Source organism: Herbaspirillum rhizosphaerae (assembly GCF_046025915.1).
Classification (GTDB): Bacteria; Pseudomonadota; Gammaproteobacteria; order Burkholderiales; family Burkholderiaceae_D; genus Herbaspirillum; species Herbaspirillum rhizosphaerae_A.
The window spans coordinates 220,267-236,849 of record NZ_JAQQFR010000005.1; the positions used below are offsets into that span (position 1 = coordinate 220,267).

Annotated in this window: 16 protein-coding genes; 9 read left to right on the forward strand and 7 right to left on the reverse strand. The window is 57.5% G+C overall.

Annotation, left to right across the window (positions count from 1 at the left end; translation table 11 throughout):
- Positions 1-209: 209 nt before the first annotated feature.
- The 5 genes from PQR63_RS09720 (at position 210) to PQR63_RS09740 (ending at position 4,599) form a co-directional block, all read left to right on the forward strand.
- Complete coding sequence (locus PQR63_RS09720; RefSeq protein ID WP_094562971.1) at positions 210-1,022, forward strand: helix-turn-helix transcriptional regulator; 813 nt, start codon at positions 210-212, stop codon at positions 1,020-1,022.
- 94 nt (positions 1,023-1,116) lie between these two features.
- Positions 1,117-2,520, forward strand: a complete 1,404-nt coding sequence (locus tag PQR63_RS09725) for an NAD-dependent succinate-semialdehyde dehydrogenase (protein ID WP_408167653.1) — start codon at positions 1,117-1,119, stop codon at positions 2,518-2,520.
- Between the two features lie 166 nt (positions 2,521-2,686).
- Positions 2,687-3,445 carry an alpha/beta fold hydrolase gene (locus tag PQR63_RS09730; RefSeq protein WP_408167654.1) on the forward strand — a complete coding sequence of 253 codons (759 nt, stop codon included), beginning with the start codon at positions 2,687-2,689 and terminating at the stop codon, positions 3,443-3,445.
- Positions 3,446-3,619: 174 nt separating this feature from the next.
- On the forward strand, positions 3,620-4,294 hold the full coding sequence (locus PQR63_RS09735; RefSeq protein WP_408167656.1) for a type 1 glutamine amidotransferase domain-containing protein: 675 nt from the start codon (positions 3,620-3,622) through the stop codon (positions 4,292-4,294).
- 2 nt (positions 4,295-4,296) lie between these two features.
- Complete coding sequence (locus PQR63_RS09740) at positions 4,297-4,599, forward strand: putative quinol monooxygenase (protein WP_408167657.1); 303 nt, start codon at positions 4,297-4,299, stop codon at positions 4,597-4,599.
- A 494-nt stretch (positions 4,600-5,093) separates the two neighbouring features.
- On the opposite strand, the gene PQR63_RS09745 is transcribed toward PQR63_RS09740, so the two are convergent.
- Entirely contained in the window at positions 5,094-5,678 is a 585-nt protein-coding gene (locus PQR63_RS09745) for a DUF2846 domain-containing protein (protein WP_408167658.1), read from the reverse strand.
- A gap of 368 nt (positions 5,679-6,046) precedes the next feature.
- Between PQR63_RS09745 and PQR63_RS09750 the strand changes: the two genes are divergently transcribed.
- The 3 genes from PQR63_RS09750 (at position 6,047) to PQR63_RS09760 (ending at position 9,500) form a co-directional block, all read left to right on the forward strand.
- Positions 6,047-7,012 (forward strand): PEGA domain-containing protein, encoded by a 966-nt coding sequence (locus tag PQR63_RS09750; RefSeq protein WP_408167659.1) that lies wholly within the window; start codon positions 6,047-6,049, stop codon positions 7,010-7,012.
- Positions 7,013-7,118: 106 nt separating this feature from the next.
- Positions 7,119-8,207, forward strand: a complete 1,089-nt coding sequence (locus tag PQR63_RS09755) for a hypothetical protein (protein ID WP_408167660.1) — start codon at positions 7,119-7,121, stop codon at positions 8,205-8,207.
- A gap of 78 nt (positions 8,208-8,285) precedes the next feature.
- Complete coding sequence (locus tag PQR63_RS09760; protein WP_408167661.1) at positions 8,286-9,500, forward strand: tetratricopeptide repeat protein; 1,215 nt, start codon at positions 8,286-8,288, stop codon at positions 9,498-9,500.
- Positions 9,501-9,724: 224 nt separating this feature from the next.
- Here PQR63_RS09760 and PQR63_RS09765 read toward each other — a convergent pair whose 3' ends face one another.
- The 3 genes from PQR63_RS09765 to PQR63_RS09775 all read right to left on the reverse strand — a co-directional run bounded on the left by PQR63_RS09765 (position 9,725) and on the right by PQR63_RS09775 (position 12,779).
- The gene (locus PQR63_RS09765) at positions 9,725-10,612 is read right to left on the reverse strand and encodes an NAD(P)-dependent oxidoreductase (protein ID WP_408167663.1); all 888 of its coding nucleotides are present in this window, start codon (positions 10,610-10,612) and stop codon (positions 9,725-9,727) included.
- A 77-nt stretch (positions 10,613-10,689) separates the two neighbouring features.
- The gene (locus PQR63_RS09770; RefSeq protein WP_408167664.1) at positions 10,690-11,490 is read right to left on the reverse strand and encodes a transporter substrate-binding domain-containing protein; all 801 of its coding nucleotides are present in this window, start codon (positions 11,488-11,490) and stop codon (positions 10,690-10,692) included.
- Between the two features lie 470 nt (positions 11,491-11,960).
- Complete coding sequence (locus PQR63_RS09775) at positions 11,961-12,779, reverse strand: AraC family transcriptional regulator (RefSeq protein WP_408167666.1); 819 nt, start codon at positions 12,777-12,779, stop codon at positions 11,961-11,963.
- Positions 12,780-12,891: 112 nt separating this feature from the next.
- On the opposite strand from PQR63_RS09775, the gene PQR63_RS09780 reads away from it, so the two are divergent.
- Positions 12,892-14,142, forward strand: coding sequence for an MFS transporter (locus PQR63_RS09780; RefSeq protein ID WP_408167667.1), 1,251 nt, complete (start codon positions 12,892-12,894; stop codon positions 14,140-14,142).
- A gap of 69 nt (positions 14,143-14,211) precedes the next feature.
- Here PQR63_RS09780 and PQR63_RS09785 read toward each other — a convergent pair whose 3' ends face one another.
- The 3 genes from PQR63_RS09785 to PQR63_RS09795 all read right to left on the reverse strand — a co-directional run bounded on the left by PQR63_RS09785 (position 14,212) and on the right by PQR63_RS09795 (position 16,577).
- Positions 14,212-15,246, reverse strand: coding sequence for an alpha/beta hydrolase (locus PQR63_RS09785; RefSeq protein ID WP_408167668.1), 1,035 nt, complete (start codon positions 15,244-15,246; stop codon positions 14,212-14,214).
- Between the two features lie 67 nt (positions 15,247-15,313).
- Positions 15,314-15,838 carry a thioredoxin family protein gene (locus tag PQR63_RS09790; RefSeq protein ID WP_408167669.1) on the reverse strand — a complete coding sequence of 175 codons (525 nt, stop codon included), beginning with the start codon at positions 15,836-15,838 and terminating at the stop codon, positions 15,314-15,316.
- Positions 15,839-15,857: 19 nt separating this feature from the next.
- Positions 15,858-16,577, reverse strand: coding sequence for a cytochrome c biogenesis CcdA family protein (locus PQR63_RS09795; protein WP_408167670.1), 720 nt, complete (start codon positions 16,575-16,577; stop codon positions 15,858-15,860).
- Positions 16,578-16,583: the final 6 nt, after the last annotated feature.

A 16,583-nucleotide genomic window follows, 5' to 3' on the forward strand; every position in this document is an offset into this window, starting at 1 on the left:
TCAAAACTTTGTCAGCAAGCAATGCAAAGATGAGGCTACGTGAAGTCGCTCCCTATAGTCGCTGCCAGCAGACTTTCTGGCAAAATGATCGGATCATCGATGCATCTATGCCGCTCGCACGATGTTTATCGTCGTAGATATCATCGCAGCTTGAAACACACGCCAGCTTTTTTTAGCCATTTCAATTTCACAAATTGCCCGAGCACTCCATGTCAAGCAGACCATCTCCCGAACAACGACGCGAATTAGGTAGTTTTCTCAGTAGTCGACGTGCGCGTCTTCAGCCGGATGAATACGGTCTGCCCAAGGGCCCGCGTCGCACGCCGGGTTTGCGCCGGGAAGAGGTTGCCGTGCTCGCCGGCGTCAGCGTCAGCTGGTACACCTGGCTGGAACAGGGACGAGAGATTCAGCCATCGTCCGACGCATTGCGGAGAATTTCGAAGGTTCTCAAGCTCGACCAGATTGAGTCAGCCCACTTGTTCGCGCTATCGTCCCGTGAAGCGCCCGCTGTAGCAACGGGTGGCCGTCTGAGCGACGGACTGGAGTTGCTGGTGCGCGCCATTCACGTGCCTGCCTATGTCCGCAACACCCGTCTGGACATCCTCGCCTGGAACGATCCGATCGCCGACCTGTTCGTGGACTACGGTTTGCTGCAGCCCCATGAGCGCAATACCTTGCGCCTGCTCTTTCTGTACCCGCCTTATCGCACTCAAATCCTTGATTGGGAGCAAATGACGCGCGGCATGATCTCGGCATTTCGCGCGGCACGTGCTCAGGCGCAGGACAAGGCGCCGTTCGACAGCCTGATCACCGAGCTGACCGAGTTAAGCCCAGAGTTTCGCGCGTGGTGGCCGGACACCAACGTCAAAGGCTTTGATGAGGGCGCCAAGCGGATGCGTCTTCCTTCCGGGGAAATCACGGCCTTTACCTACGTGGCCCTGACACCGGTCGGGCGGCCGGACTTGTCGCTGGTCACCTATATTCCCACGCCGCCGGCGTCTGCCAGTGAGTGCGACTCATAGGATAACAAGACGCCTTCTTGAGATTGTTGCGATTGCCTAAAGTGACGTCAGAGCAGTTCTTGAACACTGCTCCTTCATCTCACGGAGGCCAACCATGTCGCAATTCAATATCAATCCTGCTGCCAACGCAGTTTCCCGCAATCCTGCCACCGGCGAACTGATCGCCACCTACGCTTTCCAGACTCCTGCCGAGGTAGAGCGCATGCTCGAAGACAACGCTGCAGCCTTCAGCATGTGGCGCGCCACACCGATAGCCGAGCGCGTCGCGACTTACCGTCGTCTGGCCGACGCCTTGCGCAAAAACGCCGAAGACCTGGCTGCCGTCATCACGGCAGAGATGGGCAAGACCATCGCCGCTGCGCGCGCAGAAGTCGAGAAATGCGCTTCCACCATCGATTGGATCGCTGAAAACGGCCCGGCCATCCTCGCCGACGAGCCGGTCGCGGTCGATGGCAACGACCAGGTGCACGTGTCGTATCTTCCGATCGGCAGCATCCTGGCCGTCATGCCATGGAATTTCCCCTTGTGGCAGGTGGTACGTGCTTCCGGGCCGGTCATGTTGTCCGGTAACGGCTTCATCCTCAAGCATGCTCCCAATGTGATGGGATCTGCCTATGCCTTGCAACGTATGTATGAAGTCGCTGGCTTTCCCCAAGGCTTGTTTGCCAACCTGAATGCCGACAACGAAACCGTGGCGCACGTGATCGAAGATCCGCGCGTCGCAGCAGTCACGCTCACTGGCAGCATGCGTGCCGGCGCCGCAGTTGCCGCGCTGGCAGGCAAGGCGCTCAAGAAGAGCTTGCTGGAACTTGGCGGCGCCGACGCCTTCATCGTGCTGGCCGACGCCAACATTGATCTGGCCGTGAAAGCGGCAATTGAGGCGCGCTTCCAGAACGCCGGTCAGGTCTGTCTCGCCGCTAAACGCTTCATCCTCGAAAAACCTATTGCCGCCGAATTTACCCGCAAGTTCGTCGCCGCAGCCAGTCAGTTGAAGGCCAGCGATCCGCTGGATCCATCGAGTGCGATGGGGCCGATGGCACGCAATGACTTGCGCGACGAACTGCACAACCAGGTCGAACGTACGCTTGCAGCCGGGGCTACCTTGCTGTTGGGCGGACACAAGATCGATGGCCCCGGCAACTTTTATGCCCCGACGGTATTGGCCGACGTCAAGCCAGGCATGGCCGCTTTCGATGAAGAAACCTTCGGCCCGGTTGCCGCGATCACCGTTGCGGAAGACGCTGAACACGCCATCGAACTGGCCAACACCAGCGACTACGGCCTCGGCGGAAGCTTGTGGACCGGCGACGTTGCCCGCGCCCAGCGCCTTGCCCGCCGTCTCGAAACCGGCGGCGTATTCATCAACGGCTTTTCGGCATCCAATCCGCGCATTCCAGTCGGTGGCGTCAAGAAGAGTGGCTACGGCCGCGAGTTGTCGCATTTCGGCTTGCGCGAGTTCACCAACGCGCAAGCGGTCTGGGCCAAGACCGTCGGCTGATGCAGGCTGCTGCTGCAGCTTTGATAGTCGCTCACATCGCTAATGACCAATACACGCTGCTTCTCGTCGAGAAGAATGGCCGCTTGAGAGGCACGAAGAAACTTTTACTTTCCACTTTTTGTAATGAAGTAATCCCACCTTATTTTTAACTTTTTGGAGTATCAACATGAACAAGATTACCCGTATCGCTTCCGCTCTCGCCCTTGCTTTGGTCGCTACCCTCAATCATCCCGCGATGGCCGCGCCGGTAAAAAATATCGTCCTGGTTCACGGTTTTTTTGCTGACGGCTCAGGTTGGCAAGGCGTGGCAAGGATTCTGACGCGCGATGGTTACAGCGTCGCCGTCGTCCAGGAACCGGAAACATCGTTCGCTGAAGACGTGAAAGTCACCACCCGCGCTATCAATGCCTTCGACGGTAAAAGCATTCTGGTCGGTCACAGCTATGGCGGTATGGTGATTACCGAAGCAGGCGTGAATGAGAAGGTTGCAGGTCTGGTCTATGTCTCGGCATTCCAGCCCGATGTCGGTGAGAGCTTGGCGACCCTGGTCAAGAAGACACCGCCGGTCAGTGAATCCATCAAGGCGACCGCCGACGGCTATCTTTACGTTGATCAGGCACGCTTCCATGCCGACTTCGCCGCCGATCTGCCCGCAGCCGACGCCAAATTCATGGCCATGTCGCAAGTGATGCCGACCGTCCAGACGGCAGGTGCTCCCGTCACGCAAGCTGCGTGGAAGACGAAGCCGAGCTGGGCTGTCATAACGACGGCAGACCGTACAGTCAATCCCGAGCTGCAACGCTTCATGGCGGCGCGTGCAGGCAGCAAGGTAGTCGAGATCAACGGCAGTCATGCAGCATTTATCGCGCATGCCGAAGCGGTGGCGAAAGTCATCGAGCAGGCCGCTGACCAGGCTGATCACTAATCCTTCACTGGTGCGATTGGCATATCAAGCCAGACTCAGCCCCGTGCCAGTGAGTACGACTCATAGGATAACAAGACGCCTTCCTGGCGTCGCCCTGATTGCATAAAGTGACATCAGAGCAGTTATTCAACACTGCTTTCACATTTTACCGCCCCCTTATTTTTGGAGATTGCCATGACCGTTAAGCACATACTTTTTGTTTTGACCAACACGCCACAGATCGGCCCGAACCAACGTCCTACAGGATATTTTTTCTCCGAAGTCGCGCATCCTTACGAAGTGTTCGACAAGGCCGGTATCGCCATCGAGTACGCCTCTCCGTTGGGGGGCACACCGCCCGAAGACGGCTACGATGAAAAGGATCCGGTTCAACTGACCTTCCGCAACAGCGACGCCATCCGTCGTATGGCACGTAGCCGCAAGCTGTCGGAAGTCGATGTCCTCGACTACGATGCGGTTTTCTTCCCCGGCGGACTGGGGCCGATGATGGATATCGCCGTTGACCCTGAAGTAAAACGTGTCGTTGCCCGCGCCTGGGATGCAGGCAAGATCGTCGCCGCTGTGTGTCATGGTCCCGCTGCATTTCTGGGTGTGAGACTGGCCGACGGCACGCCGTTGATCCAGAATCGCAAGCTGACATCCTTCTCCAATGAAGAAGAAGCCGGTTACGCGCAAGCCGACGTACCATTTTTGTTGGAAGATGCTCTGCGTGCCGAAGGCGGCGACTATTCGGCAACGGATGTCTGGCAATCCAAGGTCGTCATCGACGGCCGTTTGTTTACCGGCCAGAACCCTGCATCGGCAGGACCATTGGCGCAGGCCATCGTCAAAGAACTTCAAGGAGAATAATGATGAACACAACGACACAAATTACCATCGTGGCGCGTTGGCAGCCATTGAGCGAGTCTTACGATGAAGTCCTGGCGGTGATCGGTGAGCTGCGTCCGCAATCACTGGCCGAAGAAGGTTGCCTGGGCTACGAGGTTTTCCAGCGTGCAGACGAGCCACGCACGATATTGTTGCTTGAGCACTATCGCGATGCCGAAGCATTGGAAGCACACAAGTTGTCGGCGCATTATCAGGCGCTGGTGGTAGGACGTGTGCTGCCCTTGCTGGCTGACCGAAAGGTCGAGATTCTGCAGGCGCGACCTTGATGGCCGCTGTGTGACTTGCCCTTGGTGAAAGAACGGCCCGCGCAATGCGGGCCTTTTGTTATGCGTCCGTACTTGCAGGCGCTCCCTCCTTTTTACCTACATGCAAAGAGGCTTTTATCTGATCGCGGCAATCTGCCGTTTGGTCAACACTGCCGATGCGCACATACGTCCGCATAACACGGAAAACGGGAGAGCCAAATGAACACTACCAGTACCGCCAATGCCGGCCAAAACCGGTCAACAAGGCCATAAGCCCATGCACGGCCTTTTCAGCTTTGGGATTGTGATTCTGGCTGTCATCCTGGCCTGCAGCGGATGGCTTGTGTTGATGTTTCTCCGGGCTTGGGACTATTGGGATCTCGCTGAGAATGAAGACGATATGACAGGTCAATGTACGGAACTGCTGGAGTTGTAGAGCGCACGTAAAAAAGGACGCCAAGGCGTCCTTTTTCTTGTTTCGATCTTTTATCGATACAAATCACCGATACCGGCGCTTACTTCGGATCAGCCTTGACTGCTCTGCCGGTGTAGCTCAGCTTGCGTAATTCCGGTTCCGCCATGGACTCGTCCATCACGATAAACGACACGCTTCCGGGCATGATGCCCATGAGGGCGATATTTACTTCTGTACGGATGTACTTCACTTCGCCGACAGAAAGACTGAAGTCCAGCGCGGTTGCGACGGAGGTCGAGGTCTTGGCCTGATAGGCGCCGGCGGGGCGGTCGACAAAGAAGAAGCCGCGTGCTCGTGATCTGCCTACAACCTGATTGTTGAGTTGGATTTCCGGCTGGATGGGAGATCCGAAGAAAGCTGAGGAGCGCAAGAAATAAATGCGCCCATAACCAGGTTTAAGGGCTGGCATCGCGACTTCGAGGTCCGCTTGTTGCGGACCGGATGCACAACCTGTCAGGACTGCGGCCAGCATCACAATGGCCAGCAATAGGCGAATCATTTTCATCACTGTTTTCTTTCTTGTCGTCGCTTGATTGAATTGGGGCGGTGCATTGCGCTTCTCCCGATCTTGAATGCGCTGAAGATCCCCCTCACAAGCATTCATCGCCCGGCGTTGCAAATACATCCCACATCGTTGTCGTTCCCGGCCTCCCCATTTTGGCCCTGTGAATGAACAACGTGTAAATATTAGCAAACAAAGCTGACGGACCGGTGTTTCTCTTGCCAAATTAGTGGCGTAAAGCGCAACGAAACGACAGGCTATGCACGAGGCCTGCCAGCTTTGGAATGCGGAAATTTTATCCACCTTATCCGCTTTAACCAAGGGCTGAGCGCGGCAAAGAGCTTATCCATCCTGCAAAATCCAATCCCTGGTCAAAAAACTGGCGCAAAGCAGGCGCAGGCACGCGGAGGCCACAGTTTCTATAGCCATTCCAACGGTAACTTGCTACAGTCTCCGGAACAAAAAATAAATCTTCATCCGGGGGAATTTCCATGAAATGTTTCGCTGCCTTATGCGGTGCGCCTGTTGTATTGCTGGTGTCATCGATGGCCTTTGCCGCCGCGCCCAGCGCGATGTTGCGCGTCGTCTGCGAAGACGGCGACAAGGGCGCTGAGGTCATGATCGACGGTAAATTCAAGGGTGAATGCCCGGTCGATATCATGCTGACCGAAGGCACGCACAAGTTGCGCGTGAGCAAGCCTGTCGGATCTGCGCAAGAGCAGTTGTTCGAACAGGATGTGCGTCTTGGCAGTGGAACCAGCAAGCGTGTTGAAGTAGTGCTCTCGACGGCGCAGATGAATGCCGCTGGAAAACGCGCGGCGGAGGCGGCCAGCAACGATCGCCGTCGTCAAGCTGAAGCGCGTCTGACCAAAATGATCAAGGCAGCGCCCGGCGATCCTCAGGCTGCGAATGATCTTGCCAGGTACTATTTTCTTGATCCCAGATCCTGCTACTTGTTCAAGCCGGTTACGGGTGAGACCGTTTCCTGGACCGGTCCTTGCCGCGATGGCATCGCGTCGGGAAGCGGCGAGTTGAAATTCGAAGCCAACGGCGTCGTCTCGGCGCGTTACGTCGGCACGGTGGCGGCAGGATGGGCAGATGGGCAAGGTACCCTATACCTTAACGGCGGCGAGGAATACCGTGGAGATTTCGTCGAAGGCTTTCGGGACGGACATGGCAAACAGGCGCTCAATAACGGCACGTTCGAGGGCGAGTTCTCCAAAGGTCTGCGCAATGGCAGAGGCGTGTATGCCTGGAACACCGGCGATCGCTACGACGGCAACTGGGTCAGCGGCAAACGCCAGGGCAAGGGAGAGCTGCTGACCAAAGATGGCTATCGCTACATCGGTGATTTCGCCAACAATATGCGGCACGGTAACGGTGTTGTAATTGCGCCTGACGGTACGCGTGTGGAAGGCCGGTTTGAAAATGATGACAGAGTCGGCCCGCCGCGCTAGGAAAATCAGGTTGCTGGAAATTCCAAAACCAATGGCGCGCCATCTCGCATCAGAATAAAAGGGGAAAACTTTGGGTACAAAGAGGTTGGCCGTGGGGACGGTTGGTATGAATAAAATTTTGCGGGTGCTCTTGTTGTCATGCGCCGGCCTAGCGATGACATCTGCGCAGGCCGGGCCGCAAGATTTGCTGCGCATGAGCGAGCAGCTGGACCGCGTCGACAAGGGCGATTTCGACGAAGCACTATCCAAGGCCTCTCAATGCATTCGCGTGCGAGATTACACTTGTGCCGAAACGCAGTTGAAGAACGCCAGAAAATTCTCCACCGATTCCAAGTCCAAGACTGCGCTCAAACGTACAGAAGACGAACTTCTTGCCGAACGTGCGCGTGAAAAAGAAGAGCAGCGCCTCGCCGCACAACGACAACGCGAACTGGAGAAGCAAGAAGCGCAGTTGCGGCAAGCCGAACAGCGTGCGCGCGATGCGGAACGACAAGCACAGGCCGAAGCCGAAGAGCGCGAAAACCTCAACAATCGCATCGCCGCCGCAGGGAGCGCCTATTCGCAAACCATTCGTGCGCAGGCCAATAATCGTGCGGCAGAACAGGCGCGCAACCAGCAGTTCGCTCAACAACAGGCCGAGGCCGCCCGCAACGTAGCCACAGAGCAGCGACGGCAGGCGCAGGATCGTGCGCAGCTCGATTCGCAACGTCTGCAACAGCAACGCCAGGCTGAAACGCAACGCATCCAATTGGCGCAGGCTCAGCAGGATAACCAGCGTGCACAGGCTGCAGCTGCAGCCGCGAAGAGTACACCAGCGAGCCAGCCGGTTCGGGACGTAGCACCCGCCGCCGCCAGTGCGCCGCAAAAGAAATCCAACTCGATCAATACCGGCCGCGAAGCAATGCGCTGTGTCTCCGTCAGTCGAGAGAAGGAAGATCTCGGCTTTACCAACACCTGCAACATTCAGATCTTTGTCGTGTGGTGCGGCAATCTGAAGTACAGCAAGAAGCAATGTGGTGACGGTCCGGCAGGTAATAGTTTTTATACGCACTCCGTCAATGTCGGCCCTGGTGACAAACAATATGCGCGCGGCATCGGCGATTATCACTACGCAGCCTGCGAAGGTGGTATTGCGTTCGGCAAGGATGAAATTCAGGATCGACCTGACGGGACTTTTACTTGTGTTCCGAAGTAAATGTTCGCCAATAAGGACAGCAAAGATTCACCTTCACATTCATTCAACCAGATGGTCGGGTAGCCGAGAGAAAATGACATGAAAAAAATAACGAATCGCGGCTACTTGTTGCTTGCATTGTTGCTCGCACATGGCCTGGCCGGCGCGGCCGAGCCGAAAGCAAAAAATGCCAATGCGCAAAAACAAGCGCCGACGGAATTGTCGGTAATCCGCTTTCTGTGCGAGGGGAAGACCGCCAATTCCGAGATCAGGGTCAATGGCGTCTTCAAAGGCGAGTGTCCCCTCGATATGGAGGTGAAGCCCGGTCTCATCGAGATCACGGCAACGAAGAAGCGTGACGATTACTACGAACAACTCTTTGAGCAGAGCTTCACGCTCGGCGGAGGCGTCGCCAAACGGGTCGATATTGTGTTCAACAAGCGGCCTCGGTTCCGGCAGGATGCCATCGAGCGTACGGACAAGGCGGTTGAGGCCAGTGAAAGCGCGCAGGAAGTCCGACGCCGCAATGAAATACCGTCGCTGGAAAGCGCTGCTGCCGGCGGCGATGGCGCCGCCATGGCGCGCCTCGGCATGTTTTACAGAGCTGGATTGACGGGGCCGGTCGACATGAAGAAATCCGTGGACTGGTACAAGAAAGGCGCGGAAGCTGGCAATGCCGACGCCATGTACGAATATGCGTGGCTGTCGGAGCAGGGAAATCGGGTTCCCAAGAATATGGCGCTGGCCGTTGAACTTTATCAAAAGAGCGCGGCGCTGGGAGAGCCGCGCGCGCTTCAGAGAATGGGCGGGCTCACGGAAAAAGGCAGTGATGGGATCCCAAAGGATCTTCGTCTGGCTGGTACTTATTACTTCAAGGCAGCAGAGGCCGGCAGCAAATTGTCTTCGCTCATGTACTGGGGAATTCTGCCCGAGTCCGAAAAGGATGCGGCCCTGGCGACGGAAGAAAAGCTGGCGGCAACAGCGACCAGGATCCAGTTGAAAAAAGCTGAAGCCGGCGAGGATTTCGACGCGCTGACGGACGCAGCGGGAACCTACACCTTCGGCACCTATGGAAATGCAGCCAACCCTGAGCTGGCGCTGACTTACTATCGGATGGCATTACGGCAAAAAAAGAAACAGGCCGCAGCGGGCGATGCGGATAGCAACTACCAGTTGGGATACTGGTATGCAGAAGGTGTTCTGGGTTTGCCCAGGGATAAAAAAGAAGCGGCGCGCTATTACAAACAGGCGCAGCAGCTTGGTCATCCGAGCGCTGCGGAGGCGTTGCGAAAGTTAGAGTCAGAATCAAAATAGGCGAGCGAGGTAGGCACGCTTACTCAAACAATCAGTAAAAATAAACCGGATAGAGCGCAGTCACGATATGTGCGCGCCTGCCGCAAAGGTTTCCCTACTGAGTAGGGTGCTTGGCCAGCGTCGCAGGGATGTTCAATGCGACGCTGGATCCGGACTGTCATCAGGATGATAGCTGCGGTGTCTGTAACAAGACGCTCTCACTCGACTTCTGATGAAAGCGTCACTTACTTCTTCGCCGCCAGCCTGTCCTTGTGCGCCTTCACCATCGCGCCCAGCATCTGGTCGCCGAAGCCTTCCTTCACGCTTTGCTGCAAGGTCGCCGCAACATGCGTGCCGATCATGGCCGGATTGGCGAACTGCGCCGTCATGTTGTTGTAATAGCTGAGATCCTTGCCGGCGTTGGCGATGCTGAACTTCATGCCGTCGGAACGGCCTTCAAGGATGCCGCTGGCGATCATCTGGAAGATGCCGCTGTTGGCGCCGCCTTTACTGATCACTTCAAAGAACTTGCGCTGATCGACGCCGACCGCGTCGCAAATGGCCAACGCTTCCGTCGTCAGGGTGGCGATGCCGATGGCGATGAAGTTGTTGAGCAGCTTCAGCTTTTGCGCGCTGGTGGTGTCGCCGATATGGAAGATGTTTTCGCAGAAGGCTTCCAGCACCGGTTTCACTTTTTCGAACGTTGCTGCGTCTGCACCGACCATGGTGTTGAGACGACCCTGCATGGCTTCCACCGGCGTGCGCGCCAGCGGCGCATCGACGAACTTCACGCCCTTGGTCGCCAGTTGCTCGGCAATGCGTGCGCTCGACATCGGTTCGCTGGTGGAACAGTCGATAACGATCTGGCCGCTGCGGCAGTGTTCCAGAATGCCACCGGCGCGGAACATCAGGTCTTCCACCTGCGGTGAGCCGGTGACGCACAGGATAATGGCATCGGTGCCGGCGACCAGATCTTGCAGGCTGCTCGCCTCGCGCGCGCCTTCGGCGACCAGCTCTTCCACCGGTTTGCGATTGCGGTTGCCCATGACGGTGACGTTGAAGCCTTTGATGACGAGGTTGTGCGCCATGCCCTGGCCCATCATGCCGACGCCTATGAATCCGATATTTTTCATGACTGGTGAATTGCTTTCTCTAAAGTGGGAAAAGCCGGCGCAACCGGAGGCTGCGTCGGCGTGAAGCGATATGTTTTTTACTTAGGCATGTATTGCGAGAGATCAGCCAATGGCGCGCCGGCAGCTGCCTCATAGGATTTGGCCAGATTGCCGTTCTTCATATTGATGACGACCCAGTTGTTGATCCACGCCAGCAGTGCCGTGTCTTCCTTGCGTACGCCGATGCCGTGCGGAACCACCTTGACCGCAAATTTGGTCTCGATGTTGCGGCCCGGATTTTTGCGTGCGGTTGTGGTTACCAGTTCCTTGGCGGTGCCGATGGCGTCGACCTGACCCGACAGCAACGCGGCGGCATTGGTCGAGTCGTCGTCATAGCGCACCATTGTCGTACCCTTGGGGACGAGTGGCGTCAGCAGCGTGTCTTGCAGGTTGCCGCGCACGACGCCGACACGTTTTCCGGCCAGGTCGGCCAGGCTCTTGATCTGCATCGAGTGCTCGGCGCCGACTACCGATTCAGACGCGCTGTAAGGCACGCTGAAGTTGATCACCTTGGCTCGTTCCGGCGTGATGCTGAAGGACGCGATCACGATGTCGGCCTTGTTGGTCAGCAGGAAAGGCACGCGGTTGGGACCGGTAACCTGGATGATTTCCATCTCGACGCCGAGGTCCTTGGCCAGCATCTTGGCGGCGCTGACGTCGGAACCGTAGGGTTGCAGCTTGTCGTCGGTCATGCCGAAGGGTGGCGAGCCGAGGTCGATGGCGATGACGATTTTCTTGCGCTGGCGAATGTCGGCGAGCGTATCGGCGCTGACCGACTGGGCCAGACAGACCAGGCCGAGGAAGGCGGCGGCTATGTATTTGATGTTGACGAATTTCATGCTATCTCCTGGATATAAGAATTGTTGTTCACTGCTGGCATTGCGTTGTTGCTAGTTACTAAGTAAAGCGATGGCTGCAAAACGGATAACAAATTCTGGGTTTCGGAAAAGCGATTGCGTCAGAGCAAGAGGTCCATAGCGATAGAGGAGGAGAAACGGCAGGCGCGCGTTCGTCGCCATCGTTCAGACGCAGCAGCGCCGTCAACGATGGAACATCGGTGTCGCGTAAAAAAATCCTGGTGTTGTCTCCGCCAATGGCGTGGCAATAATCTCGTATTGGCCGCCGGCTTTTATGGTTCTTGATTCTGTTGCGGGGCCATTCTGGATTTGGCCCTCGTGTGGAAAGCGACACTACGCCCGGCATCAGGCACTGTCTAATGAAAGTAATTCATCGCGTGATAACCGGTTGCGATAGCGCAGCCTAAGTCATATATCGGCTGCATCGTCTGCTTGCCGGTGATTGAAATGCTCTATGTTCGTGGCTTCAATGCGGGCCTCAATACAGGTCGCCCATGATGGGCATATTGGCTCGGCGGCTTGCCCAGCACTTTGCGAAACATACTAGTGAAGGCGCTGGCGCTCTTGTAGCCAAGCTTCTCCGCGATGCGCTCGACGGCGTCGCCCTGCGCCAGCCGCAGCAGCGCCTCGGTGATGTGGACTTGCTGCACCCAATGACGAAACTGCAAGCCGGTCTCTTTGGGAAACAGGCGGATCACCGTGCGCGCACTAGCGCCGCCAATTTCGGCCCATTGCTCCAGTGAATTCAGGCTGCCCGGGTTGCCGACGATGGCTTCACAGATCGCTACCAACCGGCGGTCGGAGGGCCAGGGAATGGCGACGGGGATCGAAGTCGCCTCCTGAATCTCCAGCAGGATCAGTTGCGCCAGATGGCCGCCACGCGCCTTGGTGTCGTAGTCATCGCTTTCCTTGAGCAGCGCCAGGATCAGTTCGCGTAACAGCGGGCTAACTTCCAGCAGGCGGCAAGCATCGCCGATCTGCTGCGATTCTTCCCGCCGGATATAGAGCGTGCGCAGATGCACTTCGCTGAGCATGCGGATTTCATGTTCCAGTTCCGACGGCACCCACAACGCGCGTTGCGGCGGGATCACCCACAGGCCGTGCGGCGTGCGTACTTGCATCACGCCTTCTGCGGCGTACAGCAGCTGTCCGCGTGGATGGGAATGCGGCGCCAGCAGCTGAGCTGATTCGAAGTCGCGGCTGAAAGCGACCACGGCTTGCGGAAGTTGCTGGAGTTTGGCGGCCTTGGCGCTGGAGTGGACGATTTTCATGGTGCGAGCGGGTTGTCACTTAATCGACGAAAAATGGCATTACAGTTTTTAAATGCCACTATACCATTCACCTATTCCTGCAAGTTCTTCGTCCATTCATCCATTCCTAGTCATGACAATCAATAGTTCATCCTCGCTCAGTCCGACGCTGGCCGATAAGGCCCCCGCGATATCAGCCGTCCCAAGCAGCAGCAACACCGGCGCTGCGCCGCTGGTATTGCGCATCGTCCTCGCGGTCGGCTTCGCCCACATGATCAACGACCTGATCCAGGCCTTGTTGCCGTCCATTTATCCGATGCTCAAGCAGAACTATGGATTGACGTTCACCCAGGTCGGGCTGATCACCCTGACGTTTCAGGTAACGGCGTCGCTGATACAGCCGTGGATCGGCATGTATACCGACAAGCATCCTAAGCCGCTGTTGCTGCCGTGCGGGGCGGTCTTTACGCTGATCGGCGTGTTGATGTTGTCGATGGCCGGCAGCTTTGGCTGGTTCCTGTTTGCGGCCGCGCTGATCGGTGTCGGTTCGTCGACCTTTCACCCGGAAGCCTCGCGCATTGCCCGCATGGCGTCAGGTGGCCGCTTCGGCCTGGCGCAGTCGACTTTTCAGGTCGGCGGTAATGCAGGTTCCGCACTGGGACCGTTGCTGGCAGCCGCAATCGTGGTGCCGTTCGGGCAGCCTAACATCGCATGGTTCTGCATCATGGCGGTGGTGGCGATCATCACCTTGTCACGTGTGAGCAATTGGTATCGCCATCATCTGGCCGCCGGCGTCAAAAAGGGCAAGGCAGTTACGCATCACAATCTGTCGCCGGGTACCGTCAAAAAGGCACTGGTGGTATTGTCCTTGCTGGTGTTTTCCAAATACTTTTACATGGCGAGTTTCACCAGCTATTTCACCTTTTACCTGATCGACAAGTTTCATGTCGCGGTGGGTGATTCGCAGATCCTGCTGTTCTTGTTCCTCGGCGCGGTAGCGTTGGGGACGTTCTTCGGTGGCCCCATCGGCGACAAGATCGGGCGCAAGCGCGTGATCTGGTTTTCGATCCTCGGTGCGGCGCCGTTCGCCTTGCTGCTGCCGCATGCCAATCTGTTCTGGACCGGTGTGCTGTGCGTGTGCGTCGGCTTCATCCTGGCATCGGCGTTCTCGGCCATCGTGGTGTATGCGCAGGAGCTGGTGCCGGGCAAGGTGGGTTTGATCTCGGGAGTGTTCTTCGGGCTGATGTTCGGTTTCGGCGGCATCGGTGCGGCGCTGCTGGGACATCTTGCTGATCTGTACGGGATCTCGACGGTGTATGCAGTGTGCGCGTGGCTGCCGCTGGCGGGAGTATTGACGGTGTTCCTGCCGAATCTGAAACACTAATTTGGGCTCGATGACGCACGACAATATCCGTATGTGCGGATATTGTCGTTTCAGCTTTCTTGAGCGGACTTACAGTTTCGTTACCGCCAATACTGCATCGGCGAATGCCTGCGGCGCTTCCTGTGGCAGGTTATGGCCGATGCCGCCGGTGAGGTTGCGGTGTTCATATTTCCCCGAGAATTTGTCGCGATACAAGGTCGGCGGCAGGAAGGGCGCGCCGTTGGCGTCGCCTTCCATGGTGATGGTCGGGATGCCGATGACAGGGAGGCCGGCGAGGCGGAGTTCCAGTGCGTCGTACTTGCGTTCGCCATCGGCCAGGCCGAGACGCCAGCGGTAGTTGTGGATGACGATGGCGACGTAATCCGGATTGTCGAACGACGCGGCGCTGCGATTGAAGGTGGCGGCGTCGAACTGCCATTTCGGCGAAGCGGTCTTCCAGATCAGCTCGGCGAATTCGCGACGGTACTTGGTATAGCCTTCGACACCGCGCTCGGTAGTGAAGTAGAACTGATACCACCAGTCGAACTCTGCCTTCGGCGGCAGTGGCTTTTTAGCCGCTGCCAGATTGGTCATCAAATAGCCGCTCACTGACACCAGCGCTTTGCAGCGCTCCGGCCACAGGGCCGCCATGATGCACGCGGTGCGCGCCCCCCAGTCAAAACCGGCAATGACCGCGGAGGGAATCCGTAATGCATCCATCAGCGCGATGATGTCCTGTGCCACGGCTGATTGCTGGGCATTGCGCAGTGCGTCCGCAGACAGGAAACGCGTGCTGCCGTGGCCGCGCAGATGCGGGATGATCACGCGATGGCCGGCAGCCGCCAGCAAAGACGCGACGTCGACGAAGCTGTGGATGTCGTAAGGCCAGCCGTGCAGCAGGATGACCGGTTGACCGTTGGCCGGGCCGACTTCCGCATAGCCGATATTGAGTACGCCAGCGTCGATTTGCTTGATACCGGTGAAACCTGCTGCGGTTGCGGACGAAGTGCCGGCGACTATGCTTTGCGCATTGGCGAGCGCACTGAAGTTCAGTTGCGCAGTGGCGACGGTGGCTGCGGCTGCGCCGAAGAAACGGCGGCGGCGTTGGTTGATCAGATCTGACATATTTTTTCTCCTTGGATGTGATGGTGTTACGTGTGTGGCGATGCGCGGGTTTGCGTTGCTTCAATGCTTACTGTGGTTGCGCCAGCAAATTCTTGATGGCTGCTTCGGTCTGCGCGTACTGGCCTTCGCCGAAGTGCGTGTAGACCACTTGTCCTTTTTTATCGATCAGGTAGAACGCAGGCCAGTACTGGTTGTTGTACGAAGTCCAGGTGGCGTACTGGTTGTCCTGTGCCACCGGATACGTCAGGCCGAAGCGCTTGATGGCGGTCTTGACGTTGTCGGTGTTGCGCTCGAACGGGTACTCGGGCGTGTGCACACCGATCACGACCAGGCCCTGATCCTTGTACTTCTGGTACCAGGATTTGACGTAGGGCAGGGTGTTGATGCAATTGATGCAGGTGTAGGTCCAGAAGTCGACCAGCACCACCTTGCCGCGCAATTGCTGCATGGTCAGCGGTTCGCTGTTGAGCCATTTGTCGATGCCGGTGAATTCCGGTGCGGCGACGCTTTTGCCGAGTGTGCCGGCAGAAGCGGTGGAGGTTGCAGCAGCCAGTACAGTCAGGGCGGCGAAGGTCTTGAGTCGGGAAAGCATGATGGAGTCCTTTAGGGTTTCAGAAGGAAGAAGAAAACAGAGACGAAAATGCAGCAGTAATCAACACGTCGTATTGCAGATAGATCGCCAACGCTGTCAGCACCACCAGCACGCCGAACAGCTGTTGCAGACGTTGGGTATGGCGCGACACCATGCGAACATGGCGGGTGATGTACTGGCCGCCGTAGAGGATGGCGAGCATGGGGATGGCGGCGCCGATGGTGTACATCAGCAACAGCAGGGCCGACCAGCCGAGATCCTGGGCCTTCACGACCAGTACCAGGATCGATGCCAACACCGGACCGGCGCACGGTGTCCATACCGCGCCCAGCGACATGCCCAGTACAAAGCCGCCGGTGTTGCCGGCATGCACTTTGGGAGTCTTCGGCGCGGCGTGCATGCGTTGTAGTGGAGTCTGCAATTGCGCCACCAGCCATTCATAGGGCCGAGGCCACAGGCGCAGCAGGCCGGACAGCGCCAGCAATGTGATGGCGGTATTGCGCAAGACTTCCTGCGCCACATGGATGGTGCTGGAGACAGCGCCCAGCAGCATGGCGAAGGCGGAAAAACTCAGGATGAAGCCGGCGATAATAAACAGCGGGCGGGTTCGGTTGGGCGCGCTGCCGTTCGTCCCTACCGAACTGCCCAGCAAGATGGGTAAAACCGGGAGGACGCAGGGAGAGGCGATGGTCAGCAGACCGGCCAGCAGGGCGAATGGTGTTTCGAGGAAGCTGTGCATGGCGAT